The 20,278-nt window shown below is 58.7% G+C and carries 20 protein-coding genes and 1 riboswitch; of the genes, 16 read left to right on the top strand and 4 right to left on the bottom strand.

Annotated elements, in window-relative coordinates:
- The first annotated feature begins 82 nt into the window (after positions 1–82).
- The 5 genes from hutI to hutH all read left to right on the top strand — a co-directional run bounded on the left by hutI (position 83) and on the right by hutH (position 6,328).
- The gene (gene hutI / locus IPZ49_RS02560) at positions 83–1,306 is read left to right on the top strand and encodes an imidazolonepropionase (RefSeq protein ID WP_063146873.1); all 1,224 of its coding nucleotides are present in this window, start codon (positions 83–85) and stop codon (positions 1,304–1,306) included.
- Positions 1,303–2,241: a formimidoylglutamase gene (gene hutG / locus IPZ49_RS02555; RefSeq protein ID WP_063146872.1), complete on the top strand. Its 939-nt coding sequence runs from the start codon at positions 1,303–1,305 to the stop codon at positions 2,239–2,241. The genes hutI and hutG overlap by 4 nt, the downstream gene beginning before the upstream one ends.
- A gap of 19 nt (positions 2,242–2,260) precedes the next feature.
- On the top strand, positions 2,261–2,995 hold the full coding sequence (locus IPZ49_RS02550) for a histidine utilization repressor (RefSeq protein WP_058646395.1): 735 nt from the start codon (positions 2,261–2,263) through the stop codon (positions 2,993–2,995).
- Between the two features lie 127 nt (positions 2,996–3,122).
- Positions 3,123–4,811: a urocanate hydratase gene (hutU, locus tag IPZ49_RS02545; RefSeq protein ID WP_003858533.1), complete on the top strand. Its 1,689-nt coding sequence runs from the start codon at positions 3,123–3,125 to the stop codon at positions 4,809–4,811.
- Entirely contained in the window at positions 4,808–6,328 is a 1,521-nt protein-coding gene (gene hutH, locus IPZ49_RS02540; protein ID WP_063146871.1) for a histidine ammonia-lyase, read from the top strand. The genes hutU and hutH overlap by 4 nt, the downstream gene beginning before the upstream one ends.
- Before the next feature lie 103 nt (positions 6,329–6,431).
- On the opposite strand, the gene IPZ49_RS02535 is transcribed toward hutH, so the two are convergent.
- Both IPZ49_RS02535 and bioA read right to left on the bottom strand, forming a co-directional pair.
- Positions 6,432–6,908, bottom strand: coding sequence for a kinase inhibitor (locus tag IPZ49_RS02535; RefSeq protein ID WP_003858531.1), 477 nt, complete (start codon positions 6,906–6,908; stop codon positions 6,432–6,434).
- Positions 6,909–6,955: 47 nt separating this feature from the next.
- The gene (bioA, locus tag IPZ49_RS02530; protein WP_074143141.1) at positions 6,956–8,245 is read right to left on the bottom strand and encodes an adenosylmethionine--8-amino-7-oxononanoate transaminase; all 1,290 of its coding nucleotides are present in this window, start codon (positions 8,243–8,245) and stop codon (positions 6,956–6,958) included.
- Positions 8,246–8,331: 86 nt separating this feature from the next.
- Between bioA and bioB the strand changes: the two genes are divergently transcribed.
- Genes bioB through bioD form a run of 4 tightly spaced genes read left to right on the top strand, consistent with a single transcriptional unit; the run spans position 8,332 to position 11,959 of the window.
- On the top strand, positions 8,332–9,372 hold the full coding sequence (gene bioB / locus IPZ49_RS02525) for a biotin synthase BioB (protein WP_063146869.1): 1,041 nt from the start codon (positions 8,332–8,334) through the stop codon (positions 9,370–9,372).
- Positions 9,369–10,526 (top strand): 8-amino-7-oxononanoate synthase, encoded by a 1,158-nt coding sequence (gene bioF, locus IPZ49_RS02520; RefSeq protein ID WP_022647495.1) that lies wholly within the window; start codon positions 9,369–9,371, stop codon positions 10,524–10,526. Before bioB ends, bioF begins: the two co-directional genes overlap by 4 nt.
- Positions 10,510–11,265, top strand: coding sequence for a malonyl-ACP O-methyltransferase BioC (gene bioC / locus IPZ49_RS02515; protein WP_048966376.1), 756 nt, complete (start codon positions 10,510–10,512; stop codon positions 11,263–11,265). Before bioF ends, bioC begins: the two co-directional genes overlap by 17 nt.
- Positions 11,258–11,959 carry a dethiobiotin synthase gene (gene bioD / locus IPZ49_RS02510; protein ID WP_074143142.1) on the top strand — a complete coding sequence of 234 codons (702 nt, stop codon included), beginning with the start codon at positions 11,258–11,260 and terminating at the stop codon, positions 11,957–11,959. Before bioC ends, bioD begins: the two co-directional genes overlap by 8 nt.
- On the opposite strand, the gene IPZ49_RS02505 is transcribed toward bioD, so the two are convergent.
- The gene (locus IPZ49_RS02505; protein WP_063146868.1) at positions 11,922–12,644 is read right to left on the bottom strand and encodes an ABC transporter ATP-binding protein; all 723 of its coding nucleotides are present in this window, start codon (positions 12,642–12,644) and stop codon (positions 11,922–11,924) included. The genes bioD and IPZ49_RS02505 overlap by 38 nt on opposite strands.
- Positions 12,645–13,392: 748 nt before the next feature.
- On the opposite strand from IPZ49_RS02505, the gene uvrB reads away from it, so the two are divergent.
- Positions 13,393–15,408, top strand: coding sequence for an excinuclease ABC subunit UvrB (gene uvrB / locus IPZ49_RS02500; RefSeq protein WP_063146867.1), 2,016 nt, complete (start codon positions 13,393–13,395; stop codon positions 15,406–15,408).
- A gap of 78 nt (positions 15,409–15,486) precedes the next feature.
- Here uvrB and yvcK read toward each other — a convergent pair whose 3' ends face one another.
- Entirely contained in the window at positions 15,487–16,395 is a 909-nt protein-coding gene (yvcK, locus tag IPZ49_RS02495) for a uridine diphosphate-N-acetylglucosamine-binding protein YvcK (protein WP_023299636.1), read from the bottom strand.
- A 226-nt stretch (positions 16,396–16,621) separates the two neighbouring features.
- A riboswitch (molybdenum cofactor riboswitch) is annotated at positions 16,622–16,755 on the top strand.
- Here yvcK and moaA point away from each other — a divergent pair.
- From moaA to IPZ49_RS02465, 6 genes are all read left to right on the top strand, one after another.
- Positions 16,743–17,732, top strand: a complete 990-nt coding sequence (gene moaA / locus IPZ49_RS02490) for a GTP 3',8-cyclase MoaA (protein WP_022647500.1) — start codon at positions 16,743–16,745, stop codon at positions 17,730–17,732. Its footprint overlaps the riboswitch before it by 13 nt.
- Before the next feature lie 24 nt (positions 17,733–17,756).
- The gene (gene moaB / locus IPZ49_RS02485) at positions 17,757–18,269 is read left to right on the top strand and encodes a molybdenum cofactor biosynthesis protein B (protein WP_022647501.1); all 513 of its coding nucleotides are present in this window, start codon (positions 17,757–17,759) and stop codon (positions 18,267–18,269) included.
- Between the two features lie 3 nt (positions 18,270–18,272).
- A complete protein-coding gene (gene moaC / locus IPZ49_RS02480) occupies positions 18,273–18,758 on the top strand; it encodes a cyclic pyranopterin monophosphate synthase MoaC (RefSeq protein WP_006809528.1) in 486 nt (161 codons plus the stop codon).
- Entirely contained in the window at positions 18,751–18,996 is a 246-nt protein-coding gene (moaD, locus tag IPZ49_RS02475; protein ID WP_022647502.1) for a molybdopterin synthase sulfur carrier subunit, read from the top strand. The genes moaC and moaD overlap by 8 nt, the downstream gene beginning before the upstream one ends.
- A 1-nt stretch (position 18,997) precedes the next feature.
- A complete protein-coding gene (gene moaE, locus IPZ49_RS02470; RefSeq protein WP_063146866.1) occupies positions 18,998–19,450 on the top strand; it encodes a molybdopterin synthase catalytic subunit MoaE in 453 nt (150 codons plus the stop codon).
- A gap of 58 nt (positions 19,451–19,508) precedes the next feature.
- Complete coding sequence (locus IPZ49_RS02465; protein ID WP_015571081.1) at positions 19,509–20,216, top strand: Bax inhibitor-1/YccA family protein; 708 nt, start codon at positions 19,509–19,511, stop codon at positions 20,214–20,216.
- Positions 20,217–20,278: the final 62 nt, after the last annotated feature.

The following is a 20,278-nucleotide window of genomic DNA, read 5'->3' as shown; positions in this document are numbered from 1 at the left end:
ATAACATTTTCCTGCAAGGCGGTTGACAGCAGGTGATAGATGAAAATAAATGTCTATACAACCCATGACAAGCGGAAGGCACATGCAGCAGCTTCATCCCGATGATGTGATATGGCGAAATGCGCGACTGGCGACCCTGGCGACAGGTGAACCGGAACCCTACGGCCTGAAAGAACAACATGCCCTCGTCGTGCGCGGCCAGACGATTGCGGCCGTTATTCCTGAAGCCGAGATCCCCTCCGGGCATCGTCAGTGTGTCGATCTCGACGGGCGTCTGGTTACTCCCGGCCTGATCGATTGCCACACCCATCTGGTGTTCGGCGGCGATCGCGCAGCGGAATGGGAGCAACGGCTCAACGGCGTGTCGTATCAGACCATCAGCGCGCAGGGCGGCGGTATTAACGCCACGGTCACGGCGACCCGCAACAGTTCGCCGGAAATGCTCCTGACGGTGGCACAGCAGCGGCTCCAGCGGCTGATGAATGAAGGCGTAACGACCATTGAAATCAAATCGGGATACGGACTGAACGTCCAGGCCGAAGAGAAAATGCTGCTGGTTGCCCGCCAGCTCAGCCTGAACAATCTGGTCGATATCAGCCCGACGCTGCTGGCCGCGCACGCCGTTCCTGCCGAGTACCGACAGGATCCGGATGCCTATCTCACGCTGGTCTGTGAGCAGATCATGCCCACGCTGTGGCAAAAAGAGTTATTTGAAGCGGTGGACGTGTTTTGTGAAAACGTCGGCTTTACCCCGGCGCAAACCGAGCGCCTGTTCCAGGCCGCCGCCGCGCTCGGGATACCGGTTAAAGGGCATGTAGAGCAGCTGTCGAATCTGGGCGGCGCGGCGCTGGTCAGCCAGTATAAGGGGCTGTCGGCCGATCATATTGAGTATCTCGATGATTCAGGTATTCAGGCGATGGCGCAAAGCGGCACGGTGGCGGTATTGCTCCCCGGCGCGTTCTATTTTCTTCAGGAGCGCCAGCGTCCACCGGTGGCGCAGCTCAGAGAGCAGGGCGTGCCGATGGCGGTGGCTACCGACTACAACCCGGGCACCAGCCCGTTTGCCAGCCTGCATCTGGCAATGAACATGGCCTGCGTCCAGTTTGGCCTCACGCCGGAAGAGGCCTGGGCTGGCGTGACGCGGCATGCGGCGCAGGCGCTAGGTCGTGGCGCGACGCACGGGCAGTTAAAGCCCGGTTATGTGGCTGATTTCGTCGTCTGGGAGGCGAATCATCCGGTTGAGATGGTTTACGAGCCGGGGCGGAATCCTTTATATCAACGCGTGTTTCGGGGGCAGGTAGCATGAAATTGTGGCATCCCGTTTCCCCGCACGTCTGGCAGGGTCGTGACGACAGCGCCGAATCCAGCACCGCGAAACGTCTCTTCCAGACCATAAAGCAGCGCGAACACTTTGCACCCGTGCCGTCAGGCATCGCCCTGCTGGGCTTTGAATGTGATGAAGGGGTTAAGCGTAACCAGGGCAGGCCCGGTGCTGCACAGGCTCCCGATGTGCTGCGCGGCGCGCTGGCGAATATGGCGAGCCATCAGGGGCATGCGCGCCTCGTGGATATGGGCTCCATTTTTGTTGAAGGCAATGCGCTGGAGGCGGCACAGCAGGCGCTGAGCGAGGCCATTACCGCGTGCCAGCAATCCGGGATGCGTACTCTGGTTTTCGGCGGTGGACATGAAACCGCCTGGGCGCACGGGCGCGGCGTGCTGGATGCCTTTCCGAACGATTGCATTGCGGTGATCAACCTGGATGCGCATCTCGATTTGCGTAAGGCTGAACGGGCTACGTCCGGCACGCCGTTCCGCCAGCTGGCGCACTACTGCGCGTCGCAGTCGCGGTCGTTTCACTACGCCTGCCTGGGGGTAAGCCGTGCGGCGAATACCCAGGCGCTGTGGGAGGAAGCTGAACGGTTGAACGTGATGCTGGTTGAAGATCTCGATTTTCGCCGGGATGCGCTATCCGCGCTGGATAGCGTGCTTGCGCAGGCAGACCGGGTTTATCTCACCATTGACCTCGATGTGCTGCCCGCCGCAGAAATGCCCGCCGTATCCGCCCCTGCGGCGTTGGGGATCCCGGCGCTGGATCTGTTCCCGGTGATTGAGCGTATCTGCCGAAGCGGTAAACTACAGGCGGCGGATCTGGTGGAATATAATCCGCACTACGACCGGGACGGTCAGGGGGCGAAGCTTGCCGCCCGACTGGCCTGGCAAATTGCTCACTGGTGGGCATAACAACATTCAAGGAGTCATGATGTTTTCACGCTCGCCCCTGCTGCAGCCGAGCCCTCCCGCGCCTTTTTACGAAAAGGTGAAGCAGGCGATCAGCGAAAAAATTGCTGCCGGCGTCTGGCGTCCGCACGACCGTATTCCCTCCGAAGCTGAACTGGTCGCGCAGTTTGGCTTTAGTCGAATGACCATTAACCGGGCGCTGCGGGAACTGACCGATGAAGGGTTGCTGGTGCGTTTGCAGGGTGTCGGAACCTTTGTCGCCGAGCCAAAAGGACAGTCGGCGCTGTTTGAAATCCGCAGCATTGCCGATGAAATTGCCGCCCGCAACCATCAGCACCACTGCGAAGTGCTGGTGCTTGAAGAGACGCAGGCCAGCGCCGAACAGGCCATCGAGCTGAACGTTAAAGAGGGCACCCGGATCTTCCATTCGGTGATGGTGCATTATGAGAACGATATTCCGGTCCAGATTGAAGATCGCTGCGTCAACGCGGAGCGGATCCCGGACTACCTGAACCAGGATTACACCCAAACCACACCGCATGCGTATCTCTCGCTCGTCGCCCCGCTGACGGAAGGGGAGCATATCGTGGAGGCCGTGCGCGCCACGCCTCAGGAGTGCGAGTTGTTGCGTATTAAAGAGCATGATCCCTGCCTGCTGATCCGCCGTCGTACCTGGTCATCCTCGCAGATCGTGTCGCATGCGAAGCTGCTGTTCCCGGGGAATCGTTACCGGTTGCAGGGCCACTTTATGTCATAAGTTTTATAAGCGTGATCGCTAACGCAATATAGCAAAATTGTATCTTTTTTGTTAAATCCGACCTTGTGTGTGCTTGTCTATACAAGTATATCTAAATGCATCACCTGTCCCTTATGAGGAACACACAATGTCGTCAGATAAATACCGCAAGCAGGATGTCCGCGCCGCGCGCGGCACCACGCTCACCGCAAAAAGCTGGCTCACCGAAGCACCGCTGCGCATGTTGATGAACAACCTTGATCCTGAGGTAGCAGAAAATCCCCATGAGCTGGTGGTCTACGGCGGCATTGGCCGCGCCGCGCGCAACTGGGCGTGCTATGACGCGATTGTTGAGTCTTTGACGAATCTCGAAAACGACGAAACGCTGCTGGTGCAATCCGGCAAACCGGTTGGCGTATTCAAAACCCATAAAAATGCGCCCCGTGTGCTGATTGCCAACTCCAACCTGGTGCCGCACTGGGCGACGTGGGAACACTTCAACGAGCTGGACGCAAAAGGGCTGGCCATGTATGGCCAGATGACCGCGGGTAGCTGGATCTACATCGGCAGCCAGGGGATTGTGCAGGGCACCTATGAAACCTTCGTGGAAGCGGGCCGACAGCACTATAACGGCTCACTGAAAGGCCGCTGGGTGCTCACCGCCGGACTGGGCGGCATGGGCGGCGCGCAGCCGCTGGCCGCGACGCTGGCGGGCGCGTGCTCCCTGAACATTGAGTGCCAGCAGAGCCGCATCGATTTCCGTCTGCGTACCCGCTATGTTGATGAACAGGCCGACAACCTCGATGACGCGCTGGCGCGCATCAAAAAGTACACCGCTGAAGGCAAAGCCGTGTCGGTTGCCCTGTGCGGCAACGCGGCGGATATTCTGCCGGAACTGGTGGCGCGCGGCGTGCGTCCGGATCTGGTCACCGACCAGACCAGCGCTCACGATCCGCTTCATGGTTACCTGCCAAAAGGCTGGACGTGGGAAGATTACCAGCAAAAAGCGGAAACCGATCCTGAGGGCACGGTACTGGCGGCTAAACGCGCCATGGCGGAACACGTCTCCGCGATGCTCGCCTTCAGTAAGATGGGTATTCCGACCTTTGATTACGGGAATAACATCCGCCAGATGGCGAAAGAGATGGGGGTTAATAACGCCTTTGATTTCCCCGGCTTCGTGCCCGCCTATATTCGTCCGCTGTTCTGCCGCGGCATCGGGCCGTTCCGCTGGGTTGCCCTGTCCGGCGACCCGGAGGATATCTACAAAACCGACGCCAGAGTAAAAGAGATTGTCGCCGACGACGAACATCTGCACCGCTGGCTGGACATGGCGCGCGAGCGCATTAATTTCCAGGGCCTGCCAGCGCGTATCTGCTGGGTCGGGCTGGAGTGGCGGCAAAAACTCGGCCTCGCCTTTAACGAAATGGTGCGCAGCGGCGAAGTCTCCGCGCCGATCGTCATTGGCCGCGACCACCTGGACTCCGGCTCTGTCGCCAGTCCGAACCGTGAAACCGAAGCCATGCGCGACGGCTCGGATGCGGTCTCCGACTGGCCGCTGCTGAATGCCCTGCTGAACACCGCCAGTGGCGCAACCTGGGTGTCGCTGCACCACGGCGGCGGCGTCGGGATGGGCTTCTCCCAGCACTCCGGGATGGTCATCGTCTGTGACGGTACCGACGAAGCGGCGGCACGTATTGCTCGCGTGCTGCATAACGACCCGGCAACCGGCGTGATGCGCCACGCGGATGCGGGTTACGAGATTGCCATTGATTGTGCCAAAGAGCAGGGCCTGAACCTGCCGATGATCCCCGCCACACAAGGAAAGCCTGCATGAACGCGTTAACACTTACTCCCGGCTCTCTGACGCTCAAACAGCTGCGTCACGTCTGGCGTCAGCCGGTGACACTCGCCCTTGATGAAAGCGCCCACCGTGCCATTAATGACAGCGTGGCCTGCGTGGAGGCGATTGTAGCGGAGGGGCGCACCGCCTACGGCATCAATACCGGGTTTGGCCTGCTGGCACAGACCCGCATTGCCACGCACGATCTGGAGAATTTACAGCGTTCGCTGGTGCTCTCGCACGCGGCGGGCGTTGGCCAGCCGCTGGACGATGAGATCGTCCGCCTGATGATGGTGTTGAAAATCAACAGCCTGGCGCGTGGGTTTTCCGGCATTCGTCTGAGCGTGATCCAGGCGCTGATGGCGCTGGTGAATGCGGAAGTTTATCCGTGGATACCGGCAAAAGGCTCCGTTGGAGCTTCCGGCGATCTGGCACCGCTGGCGCATATGTCGCTGCTCCTGCTGGGTGAAGGCAAGGCGCGCTGGCAAGGGGAGTGGCTGCCTGCGAAAGAGGCGCTGAAAAAAGCCGGCTTAGCGCCGATCACCCTCGCGGCAAAAGAAGGGCTGGCGCTGCTCAACGGCACGCAGGCGTCGACGGCCTTTGCGCTGCGCGGTCTGTTTGAAGCAGAGGATCTGTTCGCCTCCGCAGTGGTGTGTGGTGCGCTGACCACCGAAGCGGTACTCGGCTCGCGTCGTCCGTTCGATGCCCGCATCCACGAGGTGCGCGGCCAGCGTGGTCAGATTGATGCCGCAGCCATGTACCGCCACGTACTTACCGATACCAGCGACATTGCCGATTCGCATCACAACTGCGAGAAGGTGCAGGATCCGTATTCTCTGCGCTGCCAGCCGCAGGTGATGGGCGCATGCCTGACACAGCTTCGCCAGGCGGCAGAAGTGCTGCTGGTGGAGGCCAATGCGGTGTCCGACAACCCACTGGTGTTTGCTCAGGAAAACGAGGTGGTCTCCGGCGGCAACTTCCACGCCGAGCCGGTGGCGATGGCCGCAGATAATATCGCGCTGGCGATTGCCGAAATCGGAGCGTTGTCCGAGCGTCGAATCGCACTAATGATGGATAAACACATGTCCCAGCTGCCGCCGTTCCTGGTGCGCAACGGCGGCGTGAACTCGGGCTTTATGATCGCCCAGGTCACCGCCGCAGCACTGGCAAGCGAAAACAAAGCCCTGTCGCATCCGCACAGCGTGGACAGCCTGCCAACGTCAGCAAATCAGGAAGATCACGTTTCGATGGCCCCGGCTGCCGGGCGTCGACTGTGGGAGATGGCCTCCAACACCCGCGGCGTGCTGGCGGTGGAATGGCTGGCGGCGTGTCAGGGTATTGATTTGCGCGAAGGGCTAAAATCCAGCCCGCTGCTGGAGCAGGCGCGTCATACGCTGCGCGAGCACGTTACGCACTACGATGAGGACCGCTTCTTTGCGCCGGATATTGATAAGGCGATACAGCTTCTGGAAGAAGAAACCCTTGCAGGATTGCTACCTTCCGTGCTGTGATTTTTACCCTCACCCTAACCCTCTCCCACAGGGAGAGGGAATTGTTAGGTTTTCTCCCTCTCCCTGTGGGAGAGGGCCGGGGTGAGGGCATCAGCCCGCACGATTATGAATACATCGCCGTAATCGACGCGCTGCCCAGCGAATGGAAATGCACGTTAAAGCCTACCATTGCCCCGCTTGCCCCTTCGTCAACCTCAATCTTGTCCACATCCAGCGCGTGCACCGTGAAGATATAGCGGTGCGTTTCCCCTTTTGGCGGCGCCGCGCCGCCGTAGCCCGCTTTGCCAAAGTCCGTGCGGGTCTGAATCGCACCGTCGGGCAGGGCAACCAGATCGGAACCGGAACCCTGCGGCAGCACGCGGGTGTCGGCGGGCAGGTTTGCCACGATCCAGTGCCACCAGCCCGAGCCGGTTGGCGCATCCGGATCGTAGCAGGTCACGACAAAACTTTTAGTTCCCGCTGGTACATCGTCCCACGCCAGATGGGGAGAGATATTATCTCCCTGATAACCCATCCCGTTAAACACGTGACGTTCCGGCAGCTTTTCGCCGTCGCGCAAATCTTTACTGATGATTTTCATCCTATTTCCCTCGTTACTCACTCATTCAGAAAGTGTAACGCATGGGGTTAAATCGTGAAATGCGCTGATATGTTAACGGCTTTAACCACTGCTCCGGTCAGCTTGTGGAGCTGATCCGGAGAAATGCTGTACGGCGGCATGAGGTAAATCAGCTTACCGAAAGGTCGCACCCAAACGCCCTGGTCAACGAAGAAGCGCTGCAACGCGGCCATGTTCACCGGATGCGTTGTCTCGATCACCCCGATGGCGCCCAGCACGCGGACGTCCGCGACGTATTCCGCCTCCACCGCTGCGCTTAGCTGCTGCTTCAGCTGCGCCTCAATCGCCGCCACCTGCGTCTGCCACTCGCCGCTCTCCAGAATGGCGAGGCTTTCGCTTGCCACGGCGCAGGCCAGCGGGTTGCCCATAAACGTCGGGCCGTGCATAAAGCAGCCCGCGTCGCCGTCGCTGATGGTGTCGGCAACCTGGCGGGTGGTGAGCGTGGCGGAGAGCGTCATGGTGCCGCCGGTGAGCGCTTTCCCCAGGCACAGAATATCCGGCGCGATCCCCGCATGCTCGCAGGCAAACAGCTTCCCGGTACGGCCAAAGCCGGTGGCGATCTCATCGGCAATCAGCAAAATCCCTTCGCGGTCGCACATCTTCCGAATGCGCTTCAGCCACTCGGGGTGATACATCCGCATTCCGCCCGCGCCCTGCACAATCGGTTCGAGAATAACGGCGGCAATCTCGTGGCGATGGGCCGCCATCAACCGCGCGAAGCCCACCATGTCCATCTCGTCCCATTCGCCGTCGAAGCGGCTCTGCGGGGCTGGCGCAAACAGGTTTTCCGGCAGGTAGCCTTTCCACAGGCTGTGCATGGAGTTGTCCGGATCGCACACCGACATCGCCCCGAAGGTGTCGCCGTGATAGCCGTTGCGGAAGGTGAGGAACCGCTGGCGCGTTTCGCCCTTCGCATGCCAGTACTGCAACGCCATTTTCATCGCCACTTCCACGGCCACCGAGCCGGAATCAGCCAGGAAAACACACTCCAGCGATTCAGGCGTCATCGCTACCAGGCGACGGCATAAATCCACCGCGGGCTGATGCGTGATCCCGCCAAACATCACGTGTGACATCTGGTCAATCTGCGCTTTCATCGCCGCGTTCAGACGCGGGTGGTTGTAGCCATGGATCGCCGCCCACCAGGAGGACATCCCGTCAACAAGCCGCTCGCCGCTGGCGAGATGCAGCTCGCAGCCGTGGGCCGAGGCTACCGGATAGACGGGAAGGGGGCGGGTCGTGGAGGTGTAAGGGTGCCAGATATGCTGCTTGTCGAAGGTGAGATCGTCCTGGGTCATAATCGACTTGTAAACCATTTTGAAAAGTTTTAGGTTTACAAGTATAAACCGAACCGACAATTAACAAAACCCTTTGGAGAAGCCCGATGGCTCACCACGCACGCTGGACGATGTCGCAAGTCACTGAATTATTCAACAAACCTTTCCTGGAGCTGATGTTTGAGGCGCAACAGGTGCACCGCCAGCACTTCGATCCGCGTCATGTTCAGGTCAGCACGCTGCTGTCGATTAAAACCGGGGCTTGCCCGGAAGACTGCAAATATTGCCCGCAAAGCGCGCGCTATAAAACCGGTCTCGAATCCGAGCGCCTGATGGAAGTCGAGCAGGTGCTCGACTCCGCGCGCAAGGCCAAAAACGCTGGCTCAACCCGCTTCTGCATGGGCGCGGCGTGGAAAAACCCGCATGACCGCGACATGCCCTATCTGGAGCAGATGGTGAAGGGGGTGAAGGAGATGGGGCTTGAAGCCTGCATGACCCTGGGTACGCTGAACGAGGAGCAGGCGCAGCGCCTCTCGGCGGCAGGACTGGATTACTACAATCACAACCTCGATACCTCGCCGGAATTCTACGGCAACATCATCACCACGCGCACCTATCAGGAGCGTCTGGATACGCTGGATAAAGTGCGTGATGCGGGGATCAAGGTCTGTTCCGGCGGGATCGTGGGACTGGGCGAAACGGTAAAAGATCGTGCCGGCCTGCTGTTACAGCTGGCGAACCTGCCGACCCCTCCGGAAAGCGTGCCCATCAACATGCTAGTGAAGGTAAAAGGTACGCCGCTGGCGGATAATGAGGACGTGGATGCCTTCGATTTCATCCGCACCATCGCGGTGGCGCGCATCATGATGCCAACCTCTTACGTTCGCCTCTCTGCCGGTCGCGAGCAGATGAGCGAGCAGACCCAGGCAATGTGCTTTATGGCCGGGGCCAACTCCATCTTCTACGGTTGCAAACTGCTGACCACACCAAACCCGGAAGAGGACAAAGACGTTCAGCTGTTCCGCAAGCTGGGGCTGAACCCACACCAGACCGGGGTACAGGCGGGGGATAACGAGCAACAACAGCAGCTGGAGCAGCAGATATTCAACGCCGACACTGACCAGTTCTACAACGCGGCAGCCATATGACCTGGCAGGCACGTATCAGGACCGCGCTCGACGAGCGGCGGGCGGCGGATGCGTTTCGGGTACGCAGGGTAGTGGAAAACGGTGCAGGCCGTTTTCTCACCCGGGAAGGAGAGCGGTTCTGTAATTTCTCCAGCAACGATTATCTGGGCCTGAGCCAGCACCCGCAGATCGTTCGTGCCTGGCAGCAGGGCGCGGATCGTTACGGCGTGGGCAGCGGTGGCTCCGGGCACGTCAGCGGCTACACCACGGCCCATCAGGCGCTGGAGGAAGCGTTGGCCGACTGGCTGGGCTACCCGCGGGCGCTGTTGTTTATCTCCGGTTTTGCCGCGAATCAGGCGGTGATTGCCGCCCTGATGGGCAAAGACGACCGCATCATCGCGGACCGCCTGAGCCACGCCTCCCTGCTTGAAGCCGCCAGTCTCAGCCCGGCACAGCTGCGGCGTTTTGCCCATAACGATGCCTCTCAGCTGAACGTCCTGCTGGGTAAACCCTGTTCAGGGCTTCAGCTGGCGGTCACGGAAGGGGTATTTAGCATGGACGGCGACAGCGCGCCCCTGGCCGCGTTGCACGACGCCGCAAAACAACAGAACGCCTGGCTGCTGGTCGACGATGCCCACGGCATTGGCGTCACCGGCGAGGAGGGGCGCGGAAGCGCTTATCAGCAGGGCGTCAGGCCGGAACTGCTGGTGGTCACCTTCGGCAAAGGCTTCGGCGTCAGCGGTGCCGCGGTGTTGTGCTGCGAGCCGGTGGCCGACTACCTGGTACAGTTCGCCCGGCACCTGATCTACAGCACCAGCATGCCCCCGGCGCAGGCCGTGGCACTCTCAGCGTCGCTTGCGGTGATCCGCGGCGAAGACGGCGCTGAACGCCGGGCTCGCCTGGCCGACCATATTCAGCGTTTTCGCCGGGGGGTAAGCGAACTGCCTTACCGGCTTACCGACTCGCACAGCGCCATTCAGCCCGTGATTGTGGGTGAAAACCATCGGGCGCTGATGCTGGCACAGGCGCTACGAGAACGCGGACAGTGGGTCACGGCGATCCGCCCACCCACCGTGCCGCCAGGCACCGCGCGCTTGCGTCTGACGCTTACGGCAGCGCACGAGCCGCAGGATATCGATACGCTTCTGGAGGCACTGTATGTCTCCCGTCAATAAACAGGCCGTTGCCGCCGCGTTTGGCCGGGCAGCGCAAAGCTATTCACAGCACGATGAGCTGCAACGCCTGAGCGCGCGCGGGCTGCTGGCCGCGCTCGGTGACGGGCGTTTTGCGCAGGTGCTGGACGCGGGCTGCGGGCCAGGCGGCAATAGCCGCTACTGGCGCGCAACGGGCAGCCAGGTCACGGCGCTGGATTTATCTGCGCAGATGCTGGATGAAGCCCGCCAGCAGCAGTCAGCAGACCGTTATCTGGTGGCCGATATCGAGGCCATCCCGTTGGAGGATGCCCTGTTTGACCTCGTCTGGAGCCATCTGGCGGTGCAGTGGTGCACCAGCCTGTCGCAGGCGCTACGCGAGCTTTACCGCGTGGCACGGCCCGGCGGAGCGGTGGCCTTTACCACCCTGCTGGAAAGTTCGTTGCCGGAGCTGAATCAGGCGTGGAGGGCGGTGGATGCGCAGCCGCACGCCAACCGGTTTCTCTCGCACGAACAGGTCACTCAGGCGCTGGCAGGCTGGCGCTATCGCAGTGAGGTCCAGACCGTCACCCTCGAATTTAGCGATGCGTTAAGCGCCATGCGCTCTCTTAAGGGCATAGGCGCGACGCACCTGCACGCCGGTCGGGAGAAGAAACCCCTTACCCGCGGACAACTCCAGCGTCTCGGGCTGGCCTGGCCGCAGGATCGGGGCCGGTTCCCGCTCTCTTATCATCTTTTTCATGGGATTATTGAACGTGACTGAACGTTATTTTGTTACCGGTACGGACACCGAAGTCGGTAAAACGGTTGCCAGCGCCGCGCTGTTGCAGGCGGCGCGTCTGCTGGGGAAAACAACGGCCGGGTATAAGCCCGTAGCCTCCGGCAGCGAGATGACGCCGGAAGGCTTACGCAATACTGATGCGCTGGCGCTACAGCGTAACAGCAGCCTTGCGCTGGCCTATTCTGCGGTGAACCCCTATACCTTTGCTGAACCCACCTCGCCGCACATCGTCAGCGCCGATGAAGATCGTTCGATTGATTTTTCGGTGCTCTCTTCCGGATTACGCAACCTGGAAACGCAGGCCGACTGGGTGCTGGTGGAGGGGGCTGGCGGCTGGTTTACCCCGCTGTCCGACGAGCAGACCTTTGCTGACTGGGTGCAGGCCGAACAGCTTCCGGTCATTCTGGTGGTCGGCGTGAAGCTTGGCTGTATCAATCACGCCATGCTGACCGCTCAGGCCGTGCAGCAGGCCGGGTTGCGTCTGGCAGGGTGGATTGCCAATGACGTGGTTGCACCGGGTAAACGTCATGCTGAGTATCTGGCGACGCTGAAGCGGGTGCTGCCTGCGCCGTTTCTCGGCGAGATCCCGTGGCTTGCCGACGGCGCAGAGCAGGCGGAAACCGGACGCTATCTTGACCTCAGCGCCTTATGTCCCGCGCCATCCAGTGCGCAATAAGGTCGTCATCCAGCTCGTTAACGTGGCCCTGTGCCACGTTACGTCCGCGATAGAGCATGCAGAAACGATCCGCTACCCGGCGGATAAACGACAGCTGTTGCTCCGCTAACAGCACCGTCATTCCCAGCTCCCGATTCAACCGTACCAGCAGTTGACCCAGCCTGCGGGCGAAGCCTTGCCCTGCGCCATACATGGGCTCATCCAGAATCAACACGCGCGGGCGATTAACCAGCGCACTGGCGAGGGCCAGCTGATACTGGTCGTCGGGGGACAGCGCAGAGGCACGCATTTGTCGCAGCGGATAGAGTTCCGGAAACAGGGCGTACACGTCATTTTTTGATGTCGGGTCGGATTTCCCCGTCGCCCGCATAGCGATATGCAGATTTTCATCGACGGTCAACTGGGAAAATATCCGCCGATCCTGCGGGACGTAGCCTATCGTTGGCGGCGCCGTTAATGCTGACGCAGGGCTGAGCAAATTACGCGGCGGCGCGCCAGCCTCATGCCATATGATGGTGCCGCTCTCAACGGGCACCTTTCCGGTAATGCAGTTCATGAGCGTGGATTTACCCATGCCAGGCAGGCCAACAATGCCCGTACAGATGCCTTGCGGGAAATCGATATTCACGTTCCATAGCGTATGTTGGCTTCCGTAAAACTGATTTACAGCACGCAGACTCAACATCTTTCTCTCCTTAAAAATGTGTGGGGTAATGCTCAGGCTGATATCTGCAAAACGCCTGCCAGAAACAAAATAATGATTATAAAAGAGCCATTTTTAGGAATAACCCACTGCTAAAAGCTTAACGTTTGTTCGAATTGCACGCTCCCGGTGCCGTGCGTGTCGAATCGTGGTGCAGGGAAAATGACGGAATTGTGATTAAGATCTCGCCGGTTACTTATGAAAAAATGAACGTTTTCCAGGCAAAAAAGAGTGATAAAAATTTTTTACTGCCGCTTCGTGGGAAAAACCGGGAATTTGCTGGAGTGCATGCTATACGGGCTGGAGGCAGTTATCCACTATTCCTGTGGATAACCTTGTGTATTAGAGTTAGAAAACACGCGATAAGCGAGAGAACACGCGGGTTACGCCCAAATTGATGCGAAACGCGGCTTTAGGAAATAGTCTATATTTTTTAACGAATTAGATAAAAGCAATTCCCTCAGCGCCAGCGACACCTGTTGCCATAAAACTTTCATAACCGCCCTTGACAAATGTTAAAAAAGTAATAGTTCTGGGGATAACCCCCTGAGGCTGGTGTTTTATATTGTCACAGTTGAAATTTAGCTCGCAAACGCACTAATCCTCTCTGCGCTACGCTAAATATCCTGACACGCTACTGGTTTTCCATCCAGTGTTTTTTACTGGCAATCCTGGCCACAACGAGTAAAATTACTCACCTGCCGCTTATTCTGTCATCAGGTCGTCGCCCATGAGTAAACCGTTCAAATTGAATTCTGCTTTCCGTCCTTCCGGGGATCAGCCCGAGGCCATTCGTCGCCTGGAAGATGGGCTGGAAGACGGGCTGGCGCACCAGACCCTGCTGGGGGTAACCGGTTCGGGTAAAACCTTCACCATTGCCAACGTCATTGCCGATCTCCAGCGTCCTACGATGGTTCTCGCGCCGAACAAAACGCTGGCGGCGCAGCTGTATGGTGAGATGAAAGAGTTCTTCCCGGAAAACGCGGTGGAGTATTTCGTCTCCTACTACGACTACTACCAGCCGGAAGCCTACGTTCCCAGCTCCGACACGTTTATCGAGAAAGATGCCTCGGTGAACGAACATATCGAGCAGATGCGTTTGTCGGCGACCAAGGCGCTGCTGGAGCGTCGTGATGTGGTGGTGGTGGCCTCGGTGTCGGCGATCTACGGCCTGGGCGATCCGGATCTCTATCTCAAGATGATGCTGCACCTGACGCAGGGGATGATCATCGATCAGCGGGCGATTTTGCGCCGTCTGGCGGAGCTGCAGTACACCCGTAACGATCAGGCGTTCCAGCGCGGGACCTTCCGCGTACGTGGTGAGGTGATTGATATCTTCCCGGCGGAATCGGACGACATGGCGCTGCGCGTAGAGCTGTTCGATGAAGAGGTTGAACGCCTGTCGCTGTTCGACCCGCTGACCGGTCATGTGGAGTCGGTGATCCAGCGCTTCACCATCTACCCAAAAACGCACTACGTGACGCCACGCGAGCGTATCGTACAGGCGATGGAAGAGATTAAAATTGAGCTGGCAGACCGCCGCAAGGTGCTGCTGGCGAACAACAAGCTGCTGGAAGAGCAGCGCCTGAGCCAGCGTACCCAGTTCGATCTGGAGATGATGAACGAGCTGGGCTACTGCTCCGGCATCGAAAACTACTCGCGCTACCTCTCCGGACGCGGGCCGGGCGAAGCGCCGCCGACGCTGTTTGACTACCTTCCGGCGGACGGCCTGCTGGTGATCGACGAATCCCACGTTACGATCCCCCAGATCGGCGGGATGTACCGCGGTGACCGCGCGCGTAAAGAGACGCTGGTGGAGTACGGATTCCGACTGCCGTCAGCGCTGGACAACCGTCCGATGAAGTTTGAAGAATTTGAGGCGCTTGCTCCGCAGACCATCTACGTATCGGCGACGCCGGGCAACTACGAGCTGGAGAAATCCGGTGATGACGTGGTGGACCAGGTTGTGCGTCCGACCGGGCTGCTGGATCCGATTATCGAGGTGCGTCCGGTGGCGACGCAGGTGGACGATCTGCTCTCGGAAATACGTGCCCGCTCTGCCATCAACGAGCGCGTGCTTGTGACCACGCTCACCAAACGTATGGCGGAGGATTTGACGGAGTATCTGGAAGAACACGGCGAGAAGGTGCGGTATCTGCACTCGGATATTGATACCGTGGAGCGTATGGAGATCATCCGCGACCTGCGCCTGGGCGAGTTCGACGTGCTGGTGGGTATCAACCTTCTGCGAGAAGGTCTGGATATGCCGGAAGTGTCGCTGGTGGCGATTCTGGACGCGGACAAAGAGGGCTTCCTGCGTTCCGAGCGCTCGCTGATCCAGACCATTGGCCGTGCCGCGCGTAACGTCAACGGGAAGGCGATTCTGTACGGGGATAAAATCACCCCGTCGATGGCCAAAGCGATTGGCGAAACGGAACGTCGTCGCGAGAAGCAGCAGCGCTATAACGAAGAGCACGGCATTACGCCGCAGGGGCTGAACAAGAAGGTGGTGGATATCCTGGCGCTGGGTCAGAACATTGCGAAGACCAAAGCGAAAGGGCGCGGCAAGGCCCGTTCAGTGGTGGAAGAGGATACCGTCGCGCTGACCCCGAAAGCGTTGCAGCAAAAGATCCACGAGCTGGAAGGGCAGATGATGCAGCACGCGCAGAATCTGGAGTTCGAAGAGGCTGCGCAAATCCGCGATCAGCTGCATCAGCTGCGGGATCTGTTTATTGCGGCATCGTAGTTTTTTGCCCGGTGGCGTTTTCTCCCTCTCCCTGTGGGAGAGGGCCGGGGTGAGGGCATCAGGCCGCACAAAACGAACCTAACCTAATGCCTGAATCGCCTTCTCCAGCGCCTCGCGCAGCAGATGGCGGTCGTGGCGATATTTAATATCGCTGGCTTCCAGCGGCTCTTGCACCACCACGCGATCGCCAATCCCCGACACATCTACTTTTGGCCCGACCACGACACCATCGATAATTTTCTTACCAACATACTGTTCCATCAGGTCCAGCTTATCCGCCAGCGACAGGCTTGCCGCCGCCGGACTGAGTTCGCGGCCTAAATTACCGATATAGACCATGGGCGCAGGCGTTCTGCGCAGCGCCTGCGCTAGCTCTTTCACCAGCAGGATCGGCATCAGGCTGGTATAAAAACTCCCCGGCCCAATCAGGATCAGATCGGCCTCGCCAATCGCTTCAACCGCTTCACGCGTTGCGGGTACGCTGGGGTAGGTCATCAGCTCTTTTGGCGGAAGGAGAAGCTGGTCGATATTCACTTCACCATACACTTCGTGATCGTCAGCATCGATCGCCATCAAATCTACCGGCTGTTCGGACATCGGGATCAGGAACGCATCCACTTTTAGCAGGTTACGAATTAAATTGATCGCTTCCAGAGGGCGCACGCTCAGGTGATCCAGCGCCTTTAACATCAGATTTCCAAGGTTATGGCCTGAAAGTTCGCCATTTCCCCCAAAACGGTACTCAAACATCGCCGAGGCCACGCTTGGCTCAGTGATGAGCTGGTTGAGGCAGTTGCGCATATCACCCCAGGCTATCCCGCCTTCAGCACGTCGGATCCGCCCGGTTGAGCCGCCGTTGTCCGTTGTTGTCACGATGCCCGTCAGGCGTGAGCCCAGTGACGATAACGACGACATAACCCGTCCCAGACCGTGACCTCCTCCAAGAGCGACCACGCGGTCCAGATCCGCAAAAGTGCGATTGCGCATACCTATTCCTTATCCTGTTAAGCTTGCGTCACAGTAACGCAACTACTCCTAAAAGACGATGCCTCTCACAAACCATAATGACGTATATCAATGCGAAAGCGCTGTTTTTGCGTATTCTGTAGTGAAAATGCACGATAACATCGTTATGTATAAATTTATATAGCGAAAAGCGACAATGGCGAAGTGGCGATTTCCACGCTACTATCGCCATAACCACGTTTTCAAAACTGAAAACATACACTCTAGCCCTGGCGCCTGTGTCGAGAGATATGGCGCCCTGGCCGTGGCGGATTTGCCACCAGGGTACAGAAAGAAATGACTGTGCCTCCCGATCTGGAAAGGTGTACATGGCTTCACAACTTACTGATGCTTTCGCGCGTAAGTTTTTCTACTTACGTTTGTCGATTACCGACGTGTGTAACTTCCGTTGCACCTACTGCCTGCCCGATGGCTACAAGCCGGGCAGCGTCACCAATAATGGCTTTCTCTCCGTGGAAGAAGTACGCCGCGTCACGCGCGCGTTCTCTGAACTCGGTACGGAAAAAGTGCGTCTTACCGGGGGAGAGCCCTCCCTGCGCCGTGATTTCCCTGACATCATTGCCGCCGTGCGTGAAAACGAACGTATCCGCCAGATAGCGGTGACCACCAACGGTTACCGCATGGCGCGTGACGTGGCGAACTGGCGCGATGCGGGGCTGACGGCGATCAACGTCAGCGTCGATAGCCTGGACGCCCGTCAGTTCCACGCCATTACCGGCCAGGATAAGTTCCAGCAGGTAATGGACGGCATCGATGCCGCGTTCACCGCCGGTTTCGACAAGGTCAAAGTCAATACCGTGTTGATGCGTGATGTGAACCACCATCAGCTGGACACCTTTCTGGCGTGGATCAAACCGCGCCGCATTCAACTGCGTTTTATTGAGCTGATGGAGACCGGGGAGGGCAGCGAGCTGTTCCGTCGCCATCACATCTCCGGCATGGTCCTGCGTGACGAACTGCTGAAACGCGGCTGGATCCACCAGATCCGCCAGCGCAGCGATGGCCCGGCGCAGGTCTTTTGTCATCCGGATTATGAAGGCGAAATCGGCCTGATCATGCCCTATGAAAAAGACTTCTGTGCCAGCTGCAACCGCCTGCGCGTCTCCTCTGTTGGCAAGCTGCACCTCTGCCTGTTCGGGGATGGCGGCGTCGATCTGCGCGATTTGCTGGAAGACGACGCCCAACAGGACGCGCTTGAAGCACGCATTTCCGAGGCGCTGACGCACAAAAAGCAGACCCATTTCCTGCATCAGGGCAACACCGGCATTACTCAGAACCTGTCCTATATCGGCGGGTAATCAGGCTTTAGAAGGAACCAGAAGATGAGTCAGGTAAGCGCGGAATTTATCCCGACACGCATTGCTATTCTTACCGTTTCCGAACGTCGTGGTGAAGAGGATGATACCTCCGGCCACTGGCTGCGCGAGGCGGCACACGAAGCCGGGCACCAGATTGTTGATAAAGCGATCGTCAAAGAGAACCGTTACGCCATTCGCGCTCAGGTTTCACAGTGGATTGCGAGTGATGACGTCCAGGTTGTACTGATCACTGGCGGCACCGGCTTTACCGCAGGCGACCAGGCGCCGGAAGCGCTGCTTCCGCTGTTCGATCGCGAAGTAGAAGGCTTCGGCGAAGTGTTCCGCATGCTCTCATTTGAAGAGATTGGCACCTCTACGCTCCAGTCCCGTGCCGTCGCGGGGGTAGCGAACAAGACGCTGATCTTCGCCATGCCTGGCTCGACCAAAGCCTGCCGCACCGCGTGGGAAAACATTATTGCCCCGCAGCTGGATGCCCGTACCCGTCCGTGTAATTTCCATCCCCATTTAAAGAAATAAGCTATGTCACAACTGACCCACATAAACGCCGCTGGCGAAGCGCATATGGTGGATGTCTCCGCCAAAGCCGAAACGGTGCGCGAGGCGCGTGCTGAAGCGTTCGTCACCATGCTGCCGGAGACGCTGGCGATGATTATCGACGGTAGCCATCACAAGGGTGATGTGTTTGCCACCGCCCGCATCGCCGGTATTCAGGCCGCTAAACGTACCTGGGACCTCATCCCGCTCTGCCATCCGCTGATGCTTAGCAAAGTGGAGGTAAATTTGCAGGCGCAGCCGGAGCATAACCGCGTGCGTATCGAGTCCCTGTGCCGCTTAACTGGGAAAACCGGCGTGGAGATGGAGGCGTTGACGGCAGCCTCCGTGGCGGCGCTGACCATCTACGACATGTGTAAAGCGGTGCAGAAAGATATGGTGATTGGCCCGGTGCGTCTGCTGGCAAAAAGCGGCGGCAAATCCGGTGATTTTAAGGTGGAAAGCCATGATTAAGGTGCTCTTTTTTGCCCAGGTCCGTGAGCTGATCAATACCGACAGCCTGACGCTGGACGGCTCTTTCGAAAACGTCGCCGCCCTGCGTGCGCATCTGGCGGCGCAAAGCGACCGCTGGGCGCTGGCGCTGGATGAAGGCAAATTGCTGGCCGCCGTGAATCAGACGCTGGTGGAGTTGACCCACCCGCTGGCTGATGGAGATGAAGTGGCCTTCTTCCCGCCGGTCACAGGGGGTTGAGATGACGGAAACCCGAATTCTGGTTGGCCATGAGCGTTTTAACGTGGGCACGGAATATGACTGGCTGGCCGGGCGCGACGAAGACGGCGCGGTCGTGACCTTTACCGGGAAAGTGCGTAATCATAATCTCGGCGACAGCGTAAAAGCGCTGACGCTGGAGCACTATCCGGGAATGACCGAAAAATCGCTGGCGGCCATTGTCGAAGAGGCGCGAGGCCGCTGGCCGCTGGGGCGCGTTACGGTTATCCATCGCATCGGCGAAATGTGGCCCGGCGAAGAAATTGTGTTTGTCGGCGTCACCAGCGCCCATCGCGGGAGTGCTTTTTCGGCGGGGGAGTTCATCATGGATTACCTCAAAACTAAAGCGCCGTTCTGGAAGCGTGAAGCGACGCCGGAAGGTGAGCGCTGGGTGGAATCGCGGGACAGCGACAAACAGGCTGCCAGCCGCTGGTAACAGGTTTACGTGGATGTGTTAGTCTTAACGTGTGTGTTTACTTAATCAGGAGTGAATCATGGACCGATTTCCGCGTTCCGATTCGATAGTTCAGCAGACCCGTAGCGGGCTGCAAACCTACATGGCTCAGGTATATGGCTGGATGACGGTTGGCCTGCTGCTTACCGCGTTTATCGCGTGGTATGCGGCAAACACGCCTGAACTGATGATGTTTATCTTCTCCAGCAAAATCACCTTCTTTGGGCTGATTATTGCGCAACTGGCGCTGGTATTCGTGCTCTCCGGGCTGGTGCACAAGCTCAGTGCGGGCATGGCGACCACGCTGTTTATGCTCTATTCGGCGCTGACCGGGCTGACGCTCTCCAGTATTTTCATCGTTTACACCTACTCCTCCATCGCCAGCACCTTTGTGGTGACCGGCGGGATGTTCGGTGTGATGAGCCTGTACGGTTACACCACCAAACGTGACCTGAGCGGCTTCGGCAACATGCTGTTTATGGGGCTGATAGGGATTGTGCTGGCGTCGCTGGTGAACCTGTGGTTGAAGAGTGACGCGCTGATGTGGGCGGTGACCTATATCGGGGTGGTGATCTTCGTGGGCTTAACCGCCTACGACACCCAGAAACTGAAAAACATCGGTGAACAAATTGATGTTCGCGACAGTTCAAACCTGCGCAAATACTCGATTCTGGGCGCGCTGACGCTGTATCTGGACTTCATCAACCTGTTCCTGATGCTGCTGCGTATTTTTGGCAACCGGCGTTAGTGAGGGTGGCGCTGTCTGATGCCCTCACCCTGACCCTCTCCCTGTGGGCTGAGGGTTCCCCA

This window comes from Enterobacter cloacae complex sp. S2 (genome assembly GCF_015159675.1).
GTDB classification, from domain to species: Bacteria; Pseudomonadota; Gammaproteobacteria; order Enterobacterales; family Enterobacteriaceae; genus Enterobacter; species Enterobacter intestinihominis.
This window is presented reverse-complemented; position numbering and strand designations above follow the sequence as displayed.